This window comes from Halomonas sp. DP5Y7-2 (genome assembly GCF_019802025.1).
GTDB classification, from domain to species: domain Bacteria; phylum Pseudomonadota; class Gammaproteobacteria; order Pseudomonadales; family Halomonadaceae; genus Halomonas; species Halomonas litopenaei_A.
In genome coordinates this window covers 246,771-265,451 of sequence record NZ_JAHVHY010000005.1, presented here as the reverse complement: position 1 = coordinate 265,451, position 18,681 = coordinate 246,771, and the positions used below count along the sequence as shown (strand labels likewise).

At 61.4% G+C, this 18,681-nt stretch carries 16 protein-coding genes; 9 read left to right on the top strand and 7 right to left on the bottom strand.

Annotation, left to right across the window (positions count from 1 at the left end):
- Positions 1-21: 21 nt before the first annotated feature.
- On the bottom strand, positions 22-3,471 hold the full coding sequence (mfd, locus tag KUW18_RS11020) for a transcription-repair coupling factor (RefSeq protein ID WP_222561418.1): 3,450 nt from the start codon (positions 3,469-3,471) through the stop codon (positions 22-24).
- A 182-nt stretch (positions 3,472-3,653) separates the two neighbouring features.
- Between mfd and KUW18_RS11015 the strand changes: the two genes are divergently transcribed.
- The 9 genes from KUW18_RS11015 to sthA all read left to right on the top strand — a co-directional run bounded on the left by KUW18_RS11015 (position 3,654) and on the right by sthA (position 13,534).
- On the top strand, positions 3,654-5,114 hold the full coding sequence (locus KUW18_RS11015) for a glyceraldehyde-3-phosphate dehydrogenase (protein WP_206943261.1): 1,461 nt from the start codon (positions 3,654-3,656) through the stop codon (positions 5,112-5,114).
- 294 nt (positions 5,115-5,408) lie between these two features.
- Positions 5,409-6,758 (top strand): Na(+)-translocating NADH-quinone reductase subunit A, encoded by a 1,350-nt coding sequence (locus KUW18_RS11010; RefSeq protein WP_222486090.1) that lies wholly within the window; start codon positions 5,409-5,411, stop codon positions 6,756-6,758.
- Positions 6,758-7,984, top strand: a complete 1,227-nt coding sequence (locus tag KUW18_RS11005) for an NADH:ubiquinone reductase (Na(+)-transporting) subunit B (RefSeq protein WP_206943258.1) — start codon at positions 6,758-6,760, stop codon at positions 7,982-7,984. The genes KUW18_RS11010 and KUW18_RS11005 overlap by 1 nt, the downstream gene beginning before the upstream one ends.
- Positions 7,984-8,802, top strand: coding sequence for a Na(+)-translocating NADH-quinone reductase subunit C (locus KUW18_RS11000; protein ID WP_206943257.1), 819 nt, complete (start codon positions 7,984-7,986; stop codon positions 8,800-8,802). Before KUW18_RS11005 ends, KUW18_RS11000 begins: the two co-directional genes overlap by 1 nt.
- 2 nt (positions 8,803-8,804) lie before the next feature.
- Positions 8,805-9,473, top strand: coding sequence for an NADH:ubiquinone reductase (Na(+)-transporting) subunit D (locus KUW18_RS10995; RefSeq protein WP_206943256.1), 669 nt, complete (start codon positions 8,805-8,807; stop codon positions 9,471-9,473).
- A 1-nt stretch (position 9,474) separates the two neighbouring features.
- Positions 9,475-10,092 carry an NADH:ubiquinone reductase (Na(+)-transporting) subunit E gene (gene nqrE, locus KUW18_RS10990; protein WP_206943255.1) on the top strand — a complete coding sequence of 206 codons (618 nt, stop codon included), beginning with the start codon at positions 9,475-9,477 and terminating at the stop codon, positions 10,090-10,092.
- Between the two features lie 63 nt (positions 10,093-10,155).
- Positions 10,156-11,388 carry an NADH:ubiquinone reductase (Na(+)-transporting) subunit F gene (nqrF, locus tag KUW18_RS10985; protein ID WP_222163435.1) on the top strand — a complete coding sequence of 411 codons (1,233 nt, stop codon included), beginning with the start codon at positions 10,156-10,158 and terminating at the stop codon, positions 11,386-11,388.
- A gap of 349 nt (positions 11,389-11,737) precedes the next feature.
- Positions 11,738-11,995 (top strand): (Na+)-NQR maturation NqrM, encoded by a 258-nt coding sequence (nqrM, locus tag KUW18_RS10980; RefSeq protein ID WP_206943253.1) that lies wholly within the window; start codon positions 11,738-11,740, stop codon positions 11,993-11,995.
- Positions 11,996-12,142: 147 nt separating this feature from the next.
- Positions 12,143-13,534, top strand: a complete 1,392-nt coding sequence (gene sthA, locus KUW18_RS10975) for a Si-specific NAD(P)(+) transhydrogenase (protein WP_206943252.1) — start codon at positions 12,143-12,145, stop codon at positions 13,532-13,534.
- Positions 13,535-13,639: 105 nt separating this feature from the next.
- Here sthA and KUW18_RS10970 read toward each other — a convergent pair whose 3' ends face one another.
- The 6 genes from KUW18_RS10970 to lptE form a co-directional block, all read right to left on the bottom strand.
- Positions 13,640-14,071 carry a DUF488 domain-containing protein gene (locus KUW18_RS10970; RefSeq protein ID WP_315900662.1) on the bottom strand — a complete coding sequence of 144 codons (432 nt, stop codon included), beginning with the start codon at positions 14,069-14,071 and terminating at the stop codon, positions 13,640-13,642.
- The gene (locus KUW18_RS10965) at positions 14,068-15,018 is read right to left on the bottom strand and encodes a PA2778 family cysteine peptidase (RefSeq protein ID WP_222561417.1); all 951 of its coding nucleotides are present in this window, start codon (positions 15,016-15,018) and stop codon (positions 14,068-14,070) included. The genes KUW18_RS10970 and KUW18_RS10965 overlap by 4 nt, the downstream gene beginning before the upstream one ends.
- Positions 15,019-15,022: 4 nt before the next feature.
- On the bottom strand, positions 15,023-15,412 hold the full coding sequence (locus tag KUW18_RS10960) for a PA2779 family protein (protein WP_222561416.1): 390 nt from the start codon (positions 15,410-15,412) through the stop codon (positions 15,023-15,025).
- Between the two features lie 248 nt (positions 15,413-15,660).
- Positions 15,661-16,830, bottom strand: coding sequence for a GGDEF domain-containing protein (locus tag KUW18_RS10955; protein ID WP_222561415.1), 1,170 nt, complete (start codon positions 16,828-16,830; stop codon positions 15,661-15,663).
- Positions 16,831-17,110: 280 nt separating this feature from the next.
- The gene (gene holA / locus KUW18_RS10950) at positions 17,111-18,172 is read right to left on the bottom strand and encodes a DNA polymerase III subunit delta (RefSeq protein ID WP_206943247.1); all 1,062 of its coding nucleotides are present in this window, start codon (positions 18,170-18,172) and stop codon (positions 17,111-17,113) included.
- A 7-nt stretch (positions 18,173-18,179) separates the two neighbouring features.
- A complete protein-coding gene (lptE, locus tag KUW18_RS10945) occupies positions 18,180-18,671 on the bottom strand; it encodes an LPS assembly lipoprotein LptE (protein ID WP_222163430.1) in 492 nt (163 codons plus the stop codon).
- Between the last annotated feature and the right edge of the window lie 10 nt (positions 18,672-18,681).

Genomic DNA, 18,681 nt, shown 5'->3' with positions numbered 1-18,681 from the left:
CCAGTCTTTACAGAGCAAATGTCAGGCGGCCTGAGCCTTTCGGTTGAGCCGTTCGAGCAGGGCTTCGATCGCTTCGAAGCGTGCCTCTTCGTCAGCCATGTCGACGCTGAAGCGAAGCGTGTCAGCACCCTCGAGTCGATACCTCTGGGGGTCGCTTTGGATGAGCTCGACCAGGGTCAGGGGGTCCACGGCGGTCTGGCCGCCAAACAGGATCCTGCCGCGCTCGGCGCCGGCTTCCAGGCGAGTGATGCCCAGTCGTTCAGCGCGTTGTCGCAGGTGGGTCTGGCGCAGCAGTGTCTTGACCGGCCCCGGCAGCAGGCCAAAGCGATCGATCATTTCGACCCGCAGTTCCTTGAGTTCCGCCTCATTGCTGGCGTTGGCAATGCGCTTGTACATGACCAGGCGTTGCTGCACGTCATGCAGGTAGTCGTCGGGAATCAGCGCAGGCAAGTTGAGGCTGACTTCCACGCCGTCCTGAAGGGGTGACTCAATGTTGGGCGTGCGACCCTCGCGTATGGCCTTGACGGCGCGGTCCAGCATTTCCATGTAGAGGCTGTAGCCAACCGCTTCCATCTGACCGCTCTGCTCGTCACCCAACAACTCGCCCGCGCCACGGATTTCCATGTCGTGGCTGGCCAGGGTGAAGCCAGCGCCCAGATCCTCGGCCTGGCCAATGGCTTCCAGGCGCTTTACCGCGTCCCGTGTCATCGAACGCGGGGGAGGGGCCAGCAGGTAGGCGTAGGCCTGGTGGTGACTGCGCCCAACCCGGCCACGCAGCTGGTGGAGCTGGGCCAGGCCGAACTTGTCGGCGCGTTCGATGATGATGGTGTTGGCGCTGGGTACGTCGATGCCGGTTTCGATGATGGTCGAGCACACCAGGACGTTGAAGCGCTTGTGATAGAAGTCGGACATCACGCGCTCCAACGAACGTTCCGGCAGCTGGCCGTGAGCCACCGCGACGCGAGCCTCCGGCACCAGTTCTCGGACCTTCTCGGCGGCGGTCTCGATGGTCTTCACTTCGTTGTGCAGGTAGTAGACCTGGCCACCGCGCAGGATTTCACGCAGCAACGCTTCCTTGATGACGGCTTCCTCGCGTTGCTGGACGAAGGTCTTCACCGATAGTCGTCGGGCAGGGGGCGTCGCGATGATCGACAGATCGCGAATACCGCTCATGGCCATGTTCAGGGTGCGGGGGATGGGGGTGGCGGTCATGGTCAATACATCGACCTCGGCGCGCAGGCTCTTCAGGCGCTCCTTCTGAGCGACGCCGAAGCGGTGTTCCTCATCGATGATGACCAGACCGAGCTGAGGAAAATCGAGCTGACGGGACAGCAGTTTGTGGGTGCCGATGACGATGTCGACCTTGCCCTCTCGGATACGCTTGAAGGTCTCGGTCTGGCCGCCAGTGCTGGTAAAGCGAGACAGTAGCTCGATATCGACAGCAGTATCGGCGAAGCGGTCACGGAAGTTCTCGTAGTGCTGGCGGGCCAGTAGCGTGGTGGGCACCAGCACCACCACCTGTCGTTGTGACTGGACGGCCAGGAAGGCGGCGCGCATGGCCACCTCTGTCTTGCCGAAGCCGACGTCGCCGCAGACCACACGGTCCATGGGGCGTGGCGCGGTCATGTCTTGAATCACCGCCTGAATGGTCACCCGCTGGTCCGGCGTCTCCTCGAACGGGAAGTTGGCCACGAAGCGGACGTACTCGTCATCCGGGGGCGCGCAGGCAAAGCCTTCGCGGGCCTCTCTCCGGGCATAGATGTCGAGCAGTTCTGCCGCGGTATCGCGAATCTTCTCGGCGGCCTTGCGCTTGGCCTTGTCCCACTGCTCCGAGCCCAGGCGGTGCAGGGGGGCCAGCTCATCGTCGGCGCCGGCATAGCGGGAGATCAGATGCAGGCTGTCGACCGGCACATAGAGCTTGGCGCCGTCGGCGTATTCGAGGCTGACAAATTCGGCTGCCTGGCCGCCTGCCTCCAGGGTTTCCAGTCCACGATAGCGACCAACCCCATGGGCCTGGTGGACCACTGGCGCGCCTGCCTTGAGCTCGGACAGGTGGCGGACCGCGAGCTCATTGTCGTCCGTCGCCTTGGCCTGACGCCGGGTCTGGCGCACCACGTCACCGAACAGCTCGGTCTCGGTGATGACCGTCAGCGCCGGTTGCTCGAGCAGCAGCCCGTTGGCGAGCTGACCTTCAGCGATAGCGAGTGCCATGTCGCCATCGAGGAATTCCAGGAAGCCGGTGCTTGCCGGCAGCGAGCCGGTAACCGGCGCCAGGGTGTCTTCCAGGGCTTCTCGGCGACCGCGTGACTCGGCCACGAACAGCACGCGCTGTTGCGAGTGCTGTTCGAGAAAGTTCTTTAGTGCGGCCAGTGGCTCCTTGGCGCGCGCGTTGATGGCGACGTCGGGTGCGGCCTGTGCCTGGCAGCGATGGGCATGGGGATGATCGGTGGCGTCGGTCAGTTCGATCCGTGGGTGGGCCTTGATCAGCGCAAACAGCTCTGCCTCGGGAATAAAGGCCCGATGGGGGGGCAGCAGCGGACGGGTGGGGTCCACGCCGAGGTTTTCATAGCGACTGCTGATGGACTGCCAGTGGTGCTGAGCAGCGTCGCGGCAGCCAGCCATCATGACCACGTGGGTGCCGTCCGGCAGGTGGTCGAACAGGGAAGCCGTTGTCTCGAAGAACAACGGCAGGTATTGCTCGAGTCCCGCCGACGGAATGCCCTTGAGGGCATCGACGTATAGCGGGCACTGGCGCGGGTCGACGTCGAAAAGCGTCTCGAAGCCCTCGCGAAAACAGGCAATGGCAGAGCGCGACAGCGAATATTCGTGAGCCGGTAGAAGCTCGATGCGCTCTACCTTGTCGAGGCTGCGCTGGGTGTCTGGATCAAAGCTGCGCAGCGTGTCGATCTCATTGTCGAACAGATCGATGCGCAGGGGATGCTCCGCGCCCATGGGGAAGAGGTCGATCAAGGCACCGCGCAGGGCATACTCGCCAGGCTCGAAGACGGTCTCGACCGCGCGATAGCCTGCACGGGACAAGGTTTCTCGAAACGCCTCTCGCTCCAGAGTGGCGCCCACTTCCAGTGTCAGTACGCGGCCAGCAATGTAGTCGACCGGCGGCAGGCGCTGCATCAGCGTATTGATGGGGACCAGCACGATGCCGTGCACGCCATCCTGAAGCTGCCTCAGGGTTCGCAGTCGCGAGGAGACGATGTCCTGGTGTGGCGAGAAGCTGTCGTAGGGCAAGGTTTCCCAATCGGGAAAGGGCAGTACCGGCACGTCAGCGAAGAAGGCCAGCTCCTGTTCGAGTCTCAGCGCTTCAGCGGTGTCCTGAGTGACCACCAGTAGCGGCTCCCGAGAGGCCAGTCGCGCCAAGGCAAGCGCGGCAGCGCTGCCTGGAGGCGTCGTCAGGAACAGGGTGTCGCGAACTCCTTGAGGCAACGGCGGATCAAGCGGCGAAAAGGTAGGCATAGACGTTGTCGTTTCGCTGGCGTTCAGTGGGCGAGCAGGCATCATACCAGCCCCATCTTGGTCGTGTAGTCAAACTGGGATTTCTGTAACGAGCCTACATGGAGTGCGACCATACAGGCATTGCCCCGCCTCATGGGGGCGCAGATAATACTCGCGTTTCCCAACAGACTTAGAGGTCTCTCGTGAGCCAGCAACCCGACATCGTCTTCCAGGAGTGGCACGACAACCAGGCCGTGGCCGAGCAGATGATCCCGCTGATTGGCAGCCTGTATCGTCGCAACAACGTGGTGACGACCATGTTCGGTCGCTCCCTGTTCAACCGTAGCGTGATCAGAATTCTCAAGGATCATCGCTTCGTGCGGAAGATTGAAGGGACTGAGCTGTCGGTTCAGGACACCTTCCCGCTGGTTCAGGCGATGACCCAGCTCAACCTTGGGCCGGCGCACGTTGACGTGGGCAAGCTCGGGGTGGCGTTCAAGAAGCAGGGTGGTGGTGACGCCCTGGCCTTCATGCGCGAGCAGCTGGCCGACATCGTCGACAGCCACGACCCGGATGCGGGTAACGGCGAACCCAAGGACGTGGTGCTGTACGGCTTCGGTCGTATTGGTCGCATTCTGGCGCGCGTGCTGATCGAGAAGGCCGGCGGCGGCAACCTGCTGCGGCTCAAGGCCATCGTGGTGCGTGGGCGCGGCGATATCGCCAAGGATCTGGAGAAGCGTGCCAGCCTGCTGCGCCGCGACAGCGTCCATGGTCCGTTCGATGGCACCATCAGTGTCTGCGCCGAATCTCGCACCCTGACCGCCAATGGCAACGTCATCCAGGTGATCTACGCTGACTCACCGAGTGATGTCGACTACACCGCTTACGGTATCAACAATGCGGTCGTCGTGGACAACACCGGCATCTGGCGCGATGAGGCCGGCCTCGGCCAGCACCTGCAGTGCAAGGGGGTGTCCAAGGCGCTGCTGACCGCACCGGGCAAGGGTGACCTCAAGAACATCGTCTACGGCATCAACCACTCCGATATCACCGCCGATGATCGCATCATCTCGGCTGCTTCCTGCACCACCAATGCCATCGTGCCGGTGCTGAAGGTGATGAACGACGAGTACGGCATCGAGCATGGTCACGTGGAGACCGTTCACTCCTACACCAACGACCAGAACCTGATTGATAACTATCACAAGGGTGACCGTCGCGGGCGCAGTGCTCCGTTGAACATGGTGCTGACCGAGACCGGTGCCGCCAAGGCAGTGGCCAAGGCGCTGCCCGAGTTGGGTGGCAAGCTGACCGGCAACGCCATCCGGGTGCCGACGCCGAATGTGTCGATGGCGATTCTCAACCTGTCGCTCAAGCGCGAGACCGATGCCGCGTCGCTCAACGACTACTTGCGTCGCATGTCCATCGATTCTGCTTTCCAGAAGCAGATCGATTACGTCGACTCTCCAGAAGTCGTGTCCACAGACTTCGTCGGCAATCGCCATGCGGGCATCGTCGATGCCAAGGCCACCATCGCCCAGGGCCGTCATGCGGTGGTCTATGTGTGGTACGACAACGAGTTTGGCTATAGCTGCCAGGTCATTCGTATCCTGCAGCAGATTTCCAACGTGTCCTTCTGCAAGCTGCCGCGCAGCCACGCCTAAGCCGCGTCGCGCGGGCGGAACGGCCCGTTTTGAGGTATCTCAATACCCCCTTGCCAACCTTGTTTGGCAAGGGGTTTTTTCTTTCTGTCGGGGCTCTGATCTGCCGAAACAGTCATTTCTGCTACGTTCGATCATGTGGTCAATTCACTGGCTTGTCTTTATAATGCTGGGGATTTTTCGGGGTGGTTCGATGTCGCCTCGGCGTGACTGGTGATGCGTGGTCAATAACAAGAATTCCTCTCATTTCCACCGAACCTCCGTCCATTATCTACGATCCATCAACTGGGCGAGTCTATGATCGAAGTCAAGAAAGGCCTGGATCTCCCCATCACGGGAGCACCGGAGCAGCGTATCGAGGATGCGCGACCGGTGCGCCACGTGGCGCTCCTGGGCACCGACTATATCGGCATGAAGCCGACTATGGAGGTCAAGGAGGGGGACAAGGTCAAGCTGGGCCAACTCCTGTTTACCGACAAGAAGATCGACGGTGTACGCTTCACTTCCCCGGCGGCCGGTGAAGTGGTGGCGATCAACCGCGGTGAGAAACGCAAGCTGCTGTCGGTGGTGATCAAGGTCGACGAGAGCGAAGAAGCCGAAACCTTCACGGCCCATGGGCGTGATGCGCTGGCGTCGTTGGAACGTCAGACGGTGGTCGACCAATTGGTGGAATCCGGCCTGTGGACCGCGTTGCGAACTCGCCCGTTCTCGCGGACTCCGGCGCTGGATGCTGAGCCAACCGATATCTTTGTCACCGCGGTGGATACCCAGCCGCTGGCTGCCGATCCGGCCGTGGTCATCAACGAGCAGGCGCAAGCCTTCGAAGATGGCCTGACGGTACTGTCGCGCCTGACCAAGGGCCAGGTGTTCCTGTGCACCGCAACGGACGCGCAGATTCCTGGCACCAAGGTCAAGGGCGTCAAGCACGAGAGCTTTGCTGGTCCCCACCCGGCTGGCCTGGTCGGTACCCATATCCATTTCCTGTCCCCGGTGTCGCTGCAGCGTCGCGTCTGGCACATCGGCTATCAGGACGTGATTGCGTTCGGCAAGCTGTTTGCAGAAGGCAAGCTGGACATGAGTCGTGTGGTGGCCGTCGCAGGTCCGCGTGCAGAGCGTCCGCGTCTGGTTCGCACGCGCCTGGGCGCCAGCACCGATGAGCTGCTCGATCATGAAGTGAAGTCTCCGGACGACACCCGGGTGATCAGCGGTGGTGTGTTCTCTGGCTTCACTGCCGAGGGCAGCCTGCGCTACGTGGGCCGTTTCCACACCCAGCTGAGCCTGCTGGAAGAGGGTAACAAGCGTGCCTTCATGGGCTGGCTGTCCCCAGGTGGCAACCGTCACTCGGTGCTCGGGATCTACCTCTCCAGCCTCAAGGGGCTGAGCAACTATGCACCTACTACCTCTACCAACGGCTCCGAGCGCGCGATGGTACCGGTAGGTGCTTACGAGAAGATCATGCCGCTGGACATCATGCCCACGCAGCTGCTGCGTTCGCTGATCGTCGGTGACATCGAGACTGCCATGCAGCTGGGGTGTCTGGAGCTGGATGAAGAAGACCTGGCGCTGTGCACCTATGTGTGCCCGGGCAAGTACGAATACGGTCCCATCCTGCGTGACAACCTCACCATGATCGAGAAAGAGGCCTGATGATGGGTATTCGACAGACACTCGACAATCTCGAGCCGCACTTCCACAAGGGCGGCAAATACGAGAAGTTCTATCCGCTCTACGAGGCGGTAGACACGATTTTCTATTCTCCCCCCAGCGTGACCAAGACCACGGCTCACGTGCGCGACGGTATTGACCTCAAGCGCATCATGATCACCGTGTGGTTCTGCACCTTCCCGGCCATGTTCTTCGGCATGTGGAACGCCGGCTGGCAGGCCAACGAAGCGATCGCCGCGGGCTACGACTCCATGGGTGGCTGGCGTGAAATGATCCTGCTGACCCTGGCCGGTGGTCATGACGCAGGCAGCCTGTGGTCGAACTTCGTGCTTGGTGCGACCTACTTCCTGCCCATCTACCTGGTGACGTTTGCCATCGGTGGCTTCTGGGAAGTGCTGTTCGCGATCAAGCGCGGCCATGAGGTCAACGAAGGCTTCTTCGTCACCTCCGTGCTCTACGCCCTGATTCTTCCGGCCACCATTCCCCTGTGGCAGGTCGCACTGGGCATCACCTTCGGTGTGGTGATCGGCAAGGAAATCTTCGGCGGTACCGGCAAGAACTTCCTCAACCCGGCGCTGACAGGTCGTGCCTTCCTCTACTTCGCCTATCCGGCCCAGATCTCTGGTGACTCGGTTTGGGTCGCGGCAGACGGCTATACCGGTGCCACTGCACTGTCCACGGCCTATCAGAGCGGCATGGCAGCCCTGCAGGATCAGTACAGCTGGTGGGACGCCTTCCTCGGCTTCATCCCTGGTTCGGTGGGTGAGACCTCGACCCTGGCGATCCTGATCGGTGCCGTTGTGTTGCTGGGCATGCGAATTGCCTCCTGGCGCATCGTGCTCGGGGTGTTCCTGGGTATGGTGGCGATGAGCTCGATTCTCAACCTGATCGGCTCCGACACCAATGCCATGTTTGCGATGCCCTGGTACTGGCATCTGGTGGTGGGCGGCTTTGCCTTCGGCATGGTGTTCATGGCCACTGACCCTGTGTCTGCGTCCATGACCAACCCGGGTCGCTTCCTGTTCGGTGCCCTGATCGGTGTGATGACGGTCCTGATTCGCGTGGTCAACCCGGCCTTCCCGGAAGGCATCATGCTGGCGATTCTGTTTGCCAACCTGTTTGCCCCGCTGATCGATCACTTCTTTGTTCAGGCCAACATCAAGCGTCGCGTCAAGCGCACGGCGGTTGTGGCTGAGGAGACCACCTGATGGCACAAGGCAACAATTCCATCAAGAAGATCCTTACGGTCGCCTTCTCCCTGTGTATCGTTTGTTCGATCATCGTGTCGACGGCGGCAGTGGGGCTCAAGGCGCGTCAGGAACGCAACCAGGAGCTGGACCGCAAGTCCAACATCCTGGCCGTGGCGGACCTTTACGAGCCCGGGATGGACGTCGGTAAGGAGTTCTCCCAGGCCGTGACCGCCAAGGTCGTCGACCTGGAAACCGGTGAGTATACCGACGCGGTCGACCCCGAGACCTACGATGGCTTCCAGGCGGCCAAGGATCCTGCACAGTCGCGCACCCTGTCCGGCGAGCGTGACGTCGCAGGCATCGGTCGTCAGGAAAAGTACTCTACCGTCTACCTGGTCGGTGACGAGGAGAACCCCGAGCAGATCGTGCTGCCGATCCGCGGTCAGGGCCTGTGGGGCCTGATGCGTGGTTACCTGTCCGTGCAGGGCGATGGCAATACCATCGGTGGCATCACCTTCTATTCCCACTCCGAGACACCCGGACTGGGTGGTGAGGTCGACAACCCGCGCTGGAAAGCGCAGTGGGAAGGCAAGGAAATCTACGCCTCCAGCGACTCCATGGATCCGGCCATCGAGCTGGTGAAGGGGGGCGCCAGCGATTCCACTGAGGTCGACGCACTGTCCGGTGCTTCCCTGACCAGCCGTGGGGTGACGCATCTGGTGCAATTCTGGCTGGGCGAAGAAGGCTTTGGCCCCTACCTGGAGCACTTCCGCGAAGGTGGTGACAGCCAGGCGACTGCCAGCGCCAGCCCCTCTGACGACAGCGAAGGAGTCTGACGATGTCCGCACCGACAACCAAGGGCGTCATCCTGACGCCGATCTTCAAGAACAACCCCATCGCCCTGCAGATCCTTGGCATCTGCTCGGCGCTGGCGGTGACCTCCAGTCTCAGCGTATCTCTGGTCATGAGTCTGGCGGTTATCTTCGTGACGGCATTCTCCAGCATGTTCGTCTCGCTGATTCGGAATCATATTCCGTCCTCTATCCGTATCATCGTGCAGATGACCATCATTGCGTCGCTGGTCATCGTGGTGGACCAGATCCTCAAGGCGTTTGCCTATGAGATGTCCAAGCAGCTGTCGGTCTTTGTTGGCCTGATCATCACCAACTGCATCGTGATGGGTCGCGCTGAAGGCTTTGCCATGACCAACACGCCTGCGCTGTCGTTCCTGGATGGCGTGGGTAACGGTCTTGGTTACGGCTTCATCCTGATGACGGTCGGCTTCTTCCGTGAGCTGTTCGGTTCCGGCAGCCTGTTTGGCGTGACCATCCTCGAGACCGTGCAGAACGGTGGCTGGTACGTACCGAACGGCCTGTTGCTGCTGCCGCCGTCTGCCTTCTTCATCATTGGTCTGATCATCTGGGTGCTGCGTAGCCTCAACCCGGAGCAGGTCGAGGACAACGAGTTCGTGATGAAGGAAAACACCCAGCCGAAGGAGGCCGTGTAAGATGGAACACTATCTGAGCCTTTTCGTTGCCTCGGTCTTCGTCGAGAACATGGCCCTGGCGTTCTTCCTGGGCATGTGTACCTTCATGGCGGTATCGAAGAAGGTGTCCTCTGCCATTGGCCTGGGCATCGCGGTGGTCGCGGTTCTGACCATCACTGTTCCGGTCAACAATCTGATCCTGAAGTACCTGCTGGCGGAGGGAGCCCTGTCCTGGACCGGTATCGCCGGTGCCGAGAACATCGATCTAACCTTCCTGGGTCTGCTGTCCTACATTGGCGTTATCGCCGCTCTGGTGCAGATCCTCGAGATGTTCCTGGACAAGTTCGTGCCCTCGCTCTACAACGCGCTTGGCGTCTTCCTGCCGCTGATCACCGTGAACTGCGCCATCCTCGGTGGCACCCTGTTCATGGTCGAGCGTAGCTACAACTTCGGCGAGTCCGTGGTCTATGGCCTGGGCGCTGGTGTTGGCTGGGCACTGGCCATTACTGCGCTGGCTGGAATTCGTGAGAAGCTGAAGTACAGTGACGTGCCTGCCTCGTTGCAGGGGCTGGGCATCACCTTCATTACCGTGGGTCTGATGTCCCTGGGCTTCATGTCCTTCTCCGGCATCCAGCTCTGAGTGAGACGGGAAGGGTGCCACAGCACTCTTCTCGGTTCCGAACGCTAGCAATAGGAAACCGACATGGTTGATACAACAGTCATCGTGCTCGGCGTCGTCATGTTCACCGTCATCGTCATCAGTCTGACGGCGGTGATTCTGGCGGCCCGCTCCAAGCTCGTGAGCTCGGGCGATGTGACCATCGAGATCAACGACGATCCCGAGAACACCCTGACCACCCAGGCCGGCGGCAAGCTGCTCAACACCTTGGCAGCCAACGGCATCTTCCTTTCTTCCGCCTGCGGCGGCGGTGGCTCCTGTGCCCAGTGCAAGTGCCGCGTCGAAGAAGGGGGCGGTTCCATCCTGCCCACGGAAGAAAGTCACTTCACCCTGCGTGAGAAGAAGGTGGGCTGGCGTCTGTCCTGCCAGGTGCCGGTCAAGCAGGACATGAAGATCCAGGTCCCTGAAGAGGTCTTCGGCGTCAAGAAGTGGGAATGCGAGGTCATCGAGAACCCCAACGTCGCCACCTTCATCAAGGAGCTGAACCTCAAGCTGCCTGAGGGCGAGGAAGTTGCCTTCCGCGCTGGCGGCTATGTGCAGCTGGTGGCTCCTGCCTACGATATCAAGTTCTCCGACTTCGATATCGAGGAAGAGTACCGTGGTGACTGGGAGAAGTTTGGCCTGTTCAACGTCTCCCACAAGAACACTGAGGAGGTCATTCGCGCCTACTCAATGGCCAACTATCCGGAAGAGAAGGGCATTCTCAAGTTCAATATCCGGATCGCCACGCCGCCGCCCAATTCCAGTCACCCGCCCGGCCTGATGTCCACTTACGTGTTCAGTCTCAAGCCTGGTGACAAGGTGACGGTGATGGGGCCGTTCGGTGAGTTCTTCGCCAAGGACACTGACGCCGAGATGGTCTTCATCGGCGGTGGTGCCGGCATGGCACCGATGCGCAGCCACATCTTCGACCAGCTCAAGCGTCTTGATACCAAGCGCAAGATGACGTTCTGGTACGGTGCACGCTCCTGGCGTGAAACGTTCTACAACGAAGAATACGACAAGCTGGCTGAAGAGCACGACAACTTCGACTGGCATCTGGCATTGTCAGATCCCCAGCCCGAGGACAACTGGGAGGGGCCGACCGGCTTCATCCATAACGTGCTCTACGACATGTACCTCAAGGACCATCCGGCGCCTGAGGATTGCGAGTACTACATGTGTGGGCCGCCCATGATGAACGCTTCTGTCATCAAGATGCTGCTGGACTTGGGTGTCGAGCCCGAGAACATCATGCTGGATGACTTTGGCGGCTGATGCCTTGCCTGCCATGGCATGTCGAAAACCTCGCCCTCGTGGCGAGGTTTTCGTTTATCGGTCCCGCTGACGCTGGGAAAGTGTCTTGGAGGCGCCGTGAAAGTGCCTTGAAAGAAAGCAAAGGGCAGTAGTCGCCGTGACGGTTTCTGCCCAGAGGATAAATCTGGCATAATCCTTTGGTCGACAGGGCGTGCGACTCGACGGCGTCAGGGCGGTCGGTCGTGTTGCTGGGGCAGGGCCCGTGTGCCGAGCATGCGACGGCTGATCCCAGACCGATGCGGTGCAAGGTTCACGCAGCTGTGTGCTACTCACTTCGGCAGGCCTGTCGTTCCATCAAGAGGACACTCGTATGACCACCTACCTGATCGTATTTGGCGCCATGTTGCTGATTATCGGCGCCATGGCCATCGGCGTCATCCTTGGACGCAAGCCGATCGCCGGCTCCTGCGGCGGGCTTAACCAGCTTGGCCTCAAGGATGGCTGCGAGATTTGTGGCGGTAAGGACGACGTGTGTGAAGAGGAGTCGAAGAAGCGCGCCGCCAGCGCACGTCGCCGCTCCGATGAGAACCGCGGGCTTGATCTGGGCTACGACGCCACCCGTCGATAAGGCGTTGCAGCGAGCAGCCTGCGCCTACCGGTATGCGTGACGCATGCTTTGGTTTGCCTGACCGTGACGGCGCCCTGTGGGCGCCGTCTGCATGATGATGCTGTCCCTTGTACGGTCGAGGGACTTTTCCAGGATAAGGATGACACGATGGCAGTGCACAACTACGACGTAGTGGTGATCGGTACAGGCCCCGCCGGCGAAAGCGCCGCGATCAACGCCGCGAAGCACGGTAAGCGAGTGGCAGTGATCGAGAAGCAGGCGCGCGTGGGCGGTAACTGCACCCATTGGGGCACCATCCCGTCCAAGGCGCTGCGTCATCAGGTTCGCCAGATCATGTCGTTCAACACCAATACGATGTTTCGCGACATCGGTGAACCCCGCTGGTTTTCCTTTCCCAAGGTCCGCGAACGTTCCCGGGTGACGATCGATCAGCAGGTGGCGATGCGTACCAACTTCTACGCGCGTAACCGCATCGATCTGTATCACGGCATTGCCCGCTTCAAGGACGAGCATACCTTGACGGTGCGCGGGCAGGGAGACAACCAAGAAGAACTGATCGCCGACAAGGTGATCATCGCCACTGGGTCACGTCCTTACCGCCCGGCGGATATCGATTTTCGACACCCGCGGATCTACTGCTCGGACACCATACTCAGCCTTCAGCATACGCCGCGCACGCTGATTATCTTTGGCGCTGGTGTTATCGGCTGTGAGTACGCGTCGATCTTTTCCGGCCTTGGGCTCAAGGTGGACCTGATCAATAACCGCGGTAGCCTGCTGTCGTTTCTGGATGACGAAATCAGTGATGCGCTGTCCTACCACCTGCGCAAGCATGGTGTGTTGATTCGTCATAACGAAGAGTACGAGCGCGTCGAGGGTGACGAGCATGGGGTCACCGTTCACCTGAAGTCAGGCAAGCGGTTGCGCGCGGACGCCTTCCTGTGGGCCAACGGACGCACCGGGAATACCGACCAGCTGGGGCTTGAGAACATCGGCCTCACCGCGAATGGTCGTGGACAGTTGCAGGTCGATGAACACTATCGCACGGCGCTGCCGCACATCTATGCAGCGGGCGACGTGGTGGGCTGGCCGAGTCTGGCCAGCGCGGCTTACGACCAGGGGCTGAATGCCTGCGACGAGCTGCTGGATCGGGATTTCCGCTATGTGACCGAGGTGCCTACCGGTATCTACACCATCCCTGAAATCAGCTCCTTTGGCCGTTCCGAGCGAGAGCTGACAGAAGCCAAGGTGCCCTACGAGGTGGGACACGCCTTTTTCAAGGATACCGCTCGTGCGCAGATCACCGGAGATACGGTGGGGATGTTGAAGATCCTGTTCGATCAGGACACGCTCGAGATCTACGGCATTCATTGCTTTGGTGACCAGGCGTCGGAGATCGTGCACATTGGCCAGGCCATCATGCAGCAGGAAGGCGAGGCGAACACGCTGAAGTACTTCGTCAGCACCACGTTCAACTACCCGACGATGGCCGAGGCCTACCGGGTGGCGGCTCAGAATGGTTTGAACCGAGTCTTCTGACGCCAGCGGCCATGACCAGAAAAGGTGCCAACAGGCACCTTTTTTTGGGTCTACGGGATGCGCCTGCAGGCGGGATTCGCCCCGCATGGGCTGAGCGGGTGCCGGCTAGTCGTTGTCGCCAAGCAAGTGGGCCATGCATGGCGGCGACGCTGGCTCGAGGTCTTCCCTGTCTTCCTGCTGCAGGGCTTCCAGCAGGCGCTCGCGCAGCTGCGCCAGATAGGAAGCGTCGAGTTCACGGGTGGCCGTCAGCAGCGTCAGGCGCCCGCGGCGTGCCAGTCGCATCAGCGGCAGCAGTTTATGCGGGTGGTCCCGCAGCTCGCCGCGATAGCGGATCTCGAACACCGCACGGCTGATCTCGCCTTGATGATACTGGCGGCGCAGAGCCTGGCTGGGGGAGGCCTCTCGATACCAGTCGGTCAGCGCCAGTGACTCCCGTCGACATCCTCGAGGCCAGAGCCGGTCGACCAATACCCGCGCGCCATCGTTTTCCGCCGGGGCCTGGTAGACGCGCTTGATGACGATGTCGTAGCGCATCATGGTGTGCCCTCCAGCTCGATCAGTGCCTCCTGTGCGCTGGTCTGCCAGGGTCCAGGCAATGCTGCCGCCCGCTGCAGCGCCTGTACCGCCTCCTGAGGCTCATCTTGAGAGGCCAGGGTGAGACCCAGGTTGAGCCAGGCGGGGGCGAGCTCAGGATCGTATTGCGTCGCAGCCCTCCAGGCATCGATGGCATCTTCCAACCGGCCTTGCGCGTGATAGGCGTTCGCTTGGCCAAAGCGCGCCATGGCCGCGTCCGGAAAACGCTCCACGACGGCCTCCCAGGCCGGTAACGCATTGCCAGCGCCCTGCACCCGTTCAAAATCGGAGGTGGCCTGGATCGCCTCGCTGGCCGAGAGGGAAACCGGCAGCTGGCCTGGCGGCAGGGCAACGAAGGCCCAGCGATCGGAACGCTGCCAGGTGGCGTCAAAACGCCCAAACTCGGTACTGTCCTGGCGCGTTACGCCCGTGCGTAGTCCCAGCACCTGCTGATTTAGATCGTAGCCATTGACGATGGCGAAGTGCCACAGAGGAAAGGCGGGTAGTGACAGGTTCTGGAGCACCACTACGGGACGCCCGGCGTCGACTTCCTCAAGCAGAGACTCCAGGCGCGGTGCCAGCACAAAGGGGATGCGCCCATGGCGCCGCGTTGCGGCCAGCATTTCCGGCTGGTAGCTGCCCTTGCGAGCCGGGACGTAGATATCCGGGATCAGATCGTCGACGCTGACATCGACGCCAGTATGGTTGAGCGACATGGCCAGGGTGGCCGGCCCGCACTGGTAGTCACGCTGGGGGTGAAAGGGAACGTCGTCCAGCAGTCGCTGGGCCGACAGTGATTGCGTGCGGCTGGTATCCAGGTCGGGTGTACCGGCACAGCCTGAGAGCACAGCCAACAACGCAAGAGCGCCCGCCAGGCGGGCGCTCGACATGATCACGTGCGAGACAGACATGGGCTTACCGCGTGAACGGATAGACGTCTGTCAGGCCCAGAATGTCAGTGACCAGCAAGATCACGAAAACCGCAAACAGCACACCGATAACGCTGGCGCCGGCAGGCATCTGGTCAAGCTGGTCAGCCATTTGCTGGGCTTCCTGATCGGATAGGGCGGCGACACGCTGTTCGACATCGGCAGGATCGACACCCTGCAGCTCCAGCTGCTGGCGGACATCGTCACGGGCCAGCACGCTGTGGATGCGCTCGCGGGCATCTTGTGTCTGCTGGCTTGCCAGCACGTCGCTGGTGGAGGCCATTGAGACGGCAGTGGCGGCACTGGCGCTGGCGGTGCCAAGGGTCAGGCAGATCATCAGGGCAGTACACAGCAGTCGGCGAAGTGTAAGGGTCATAGCGGCTTCCTTGTAGGGCTGGGTGTCTTGTTGAGCGTTCTGTGATGGCGACCGATAGCGACGAACCTCCTGTGCGTCGATATCGCGCGACAGGGGGAGTATAACCAAGATGCACCAGTTTTTTCATGTGGCTAGGAGGGATGAATTCCACGCCCAGGCAACGCCAGTCTGTGCTCAGCGTGGCAAAGCGGAGTCCGTCATGCCCCCGTCAAGGTAAAGCGGTCGTCGTTGCTGACAGCGGCGGCACGCTAGCCCAGGCGAACGCAGTTTCTGCCTTCCTGTTTGGCGCTGTACAGAGCTTGATCAGCACGTCGATACAAGGTGCCGAAGTCGTCGTCGCGATGGCCAGACACCGCAATCCCGATGCTGACGGTCAGCTGCATGCGGTGGGCAGGTTCGGGCAGGGTAAATCGTTCGGTCTCGCAGCGAATGCGTTCAGCCACTACCTCGGCGCTGTGGGCATTGCTGTTGGCGAGCAGCAGGCCAAATTCCTCGCCACCAAGACGCGCCGCCAGGTCCCCGCGGCGGGCCAGGCGTTTGAGCATGATGCCAAAGGCCGCCAGAACATTGTCCCCCGTGGGGTGTCCGAAGGTATCGTTGACCTGCTTGAAGTGGTCGAGGTTAAGCAGCAGCAGCGCCACGGGGCTATCCGGTGGTTGGCGCATGGCGAGCTGCCGGTGCACCTGACCCAACCACTGGCGGCGATTGCTGAGCTGCGTTAGTTCGTCGGTCATGGCCAGCTGGCGCAGCGAGTGGCTGTAGCGTCGCAGCCGCAGGCAGGTGATGAGGAGTCCCATGCTAACCGCCAGCACCATGCAGACCAGTAAAATGACGGCCAGCGCCAGGTCGCGATTGGTTTCGATCAGGTGGGCGCCACTCTCGTGCAGGCGTTTGTCCAGCTCGGTGTAGATATCTTCCAGCGCCAGCTCCAGGCGCTCGGCCAGCATCAGGGTTTCCGGCGTCAGGGTGTGTGCCTTGAGGGTATCTGGTGTCAGCGGCTCCGGCGGATGAGACAACGCCTGGGCCAGACGTTGCTGTAGCCCATCGGCCTCGCTGAGTTGATCGCTCAAGCTCGAGATGTGGCGGGAGAAGTCGTCATCCTGGGGGGCGGCGACCATGGACATGGAGTCACCGAGTCGATGCAGCCGATGGCCAACCAGGACCACCACCTTTTGCATTTCCTCGAAGTAGCTGACGTCGTCACTATCACGAATGTTGAGCAACGCCCGTAGCCGGATCGCTTCTTCCTGGGCCCTGGCGACGTCGACCATCAAGGCATTGTGGTTGGCCCCCAGCAGCTGTCGATTTTCGCCGAGGTGCCAGATCAGCAGCAGAGCGGCCATTGCCAGGACCAGGGTGGCGGCGATGGTCAGGGGCATGATGACGGCCCGCTTGAGGGAGGGGGCGGGAGAGTTCATACGCTGGCGGACCGCTGTTCAGTGGGCAAGAGGGAAGCGGGAATTGCCTCAGTCTACGCCTTCTGTGCCACGCTGCGGGCCACTACCTCTTCTGGGCCTGAGCCTGTAGCCCCAGCGGCGACGTCAGTACCCATCACCGTCGCTACCACCAGCACTGATGCAGCGGGCAGGCCTGATGTCAGCATTGACGGCCCTGGCAACAGAACGGTCAGCAGATCTGTCAGCCTACCGGTCAGACGATCTGGCAGTCGTCTGGCAGCGTCGAGGTGCCCGCAAACGACTACTGCGCTACCCGGTAGGCCCAGGGCATTTCGGCCAGCAGGCCACGTCCGCCGGCCAGCGTCAGGGTAAGGTCCTGAATGCCTTGCTCCAGGGGCAGGTCCGCGGCGCCCTTGATGGCCAGGTCAAGGCGCTGAGCGAACATCAGCAGCTTGTGAAGACGCTTCAGCGGCAATCGTCGAATCGCTTCCTGATAGGCGGGTCGTCGACGGTCAAAGATGGGGGGCTTCTGCGCCTTGCAGGCGTGTTCGAAGCTCTGGCCCTGATCGAGGTGCTGATGCAGGGAGAGGAGCGTGCGAATTTCCCGGGTCAGGGCCCACAGGATGATGGGGGGTTCAGTGCCCTCGGCCGCCAGGCCAGCCAGGATCCGCAGCACGCGTTCACGTTCTGCCTTGAGACAGGCATCCACCAGGGTGAATACGTCGTAGCGGGCGCTGCTTTCGACCCCTCCAGCCACCTCCCGTGGCGATACCTGTGTGCCGGCGGGCAGGATCAGGGCGAGCTTCTGCAGCTCCTGGTCTGCTGCCAGCAAGTTCCCTTCGGTGCGCTCGCCCAGCAGCCGGGCGGCGTCCATTGACATGGACAGGCCGTGTCGCTGGGCGCGGTCCCTGAGCCAGAAACCTAGACGGGAGGCATCGACCGGCCACACCGGTACAAACAGACCCAGCTTGTCGAGGGCCTTGAACCAGGCGCTTTTCTGCTCTCTGGCATCGAGCTTGGCACAGCTGACCAGCAGTATGTTGTCACTGCTCTGGGCCTGCTCCGCGTACTCCTTCAGCGCCTTGCCACCTTCCTGACCGGGCTTGGCGCTGCCGAGACGCAACTCGATCAGCTTGCGCGAGGCAAACAGCGACATGCTGGCAGCAGATTCGATCAGCCGACCCCAGGCGAAATTGGCTTCCACGTGGAGCACGTCGCGTTCCTCGACGCCGCTGTCCTTGGCCTTGGCTCGTACCAGGTCACAGGCTTCCATATGTTGCAGAGGTTCATCACCGGCGACGATGATCACCGGGGGAATGGATTTTGCCAGGGCGTCAGGCAGCTTGTCGGCGAAAACCTTCATGAACGACTCAGATTTCCTGGATGGCGCGCAGGCGATCAATCATCTGACGCACGGCCTCGCGGCGGGCATCCTCGAGAGCATCGTTACGCAGTTCGTCCTGGGACAGCAGGTTGTCGTCGGTGATCGAGAATTCCTGGATCACTTCCACCGCCTGGCGGTCCGCCACGTAGGCGCCGTCGCTGGCTCGCTGGATGGAGTATGGCACTCGCAGGACAAGCTCCTGGTCCTGTGAGCCGGTATCCAGCACACCCACCTGACGGGTGATGATATCTTCCCCACCCAGGTTGAGGCGCAGCGGGGCATCGGCGTCGATGCGAGTGCCGAGGTTTTCAAGGCGCGAGGCCAACTGCTTGGCAAAGTCAGTGTCGGCACCTTCCAGCGCCAGGCTGTCGAGTGCCAGCACCTCGCCGCCGACGCCCCTGAGGTGAAAACCGCAACCGGCCAACAAAAGTCCTGCGCCTGAGGCCAGAGCCAGGCCGAGGAAGTCGCGTCGTTGCATGTGAACTCCT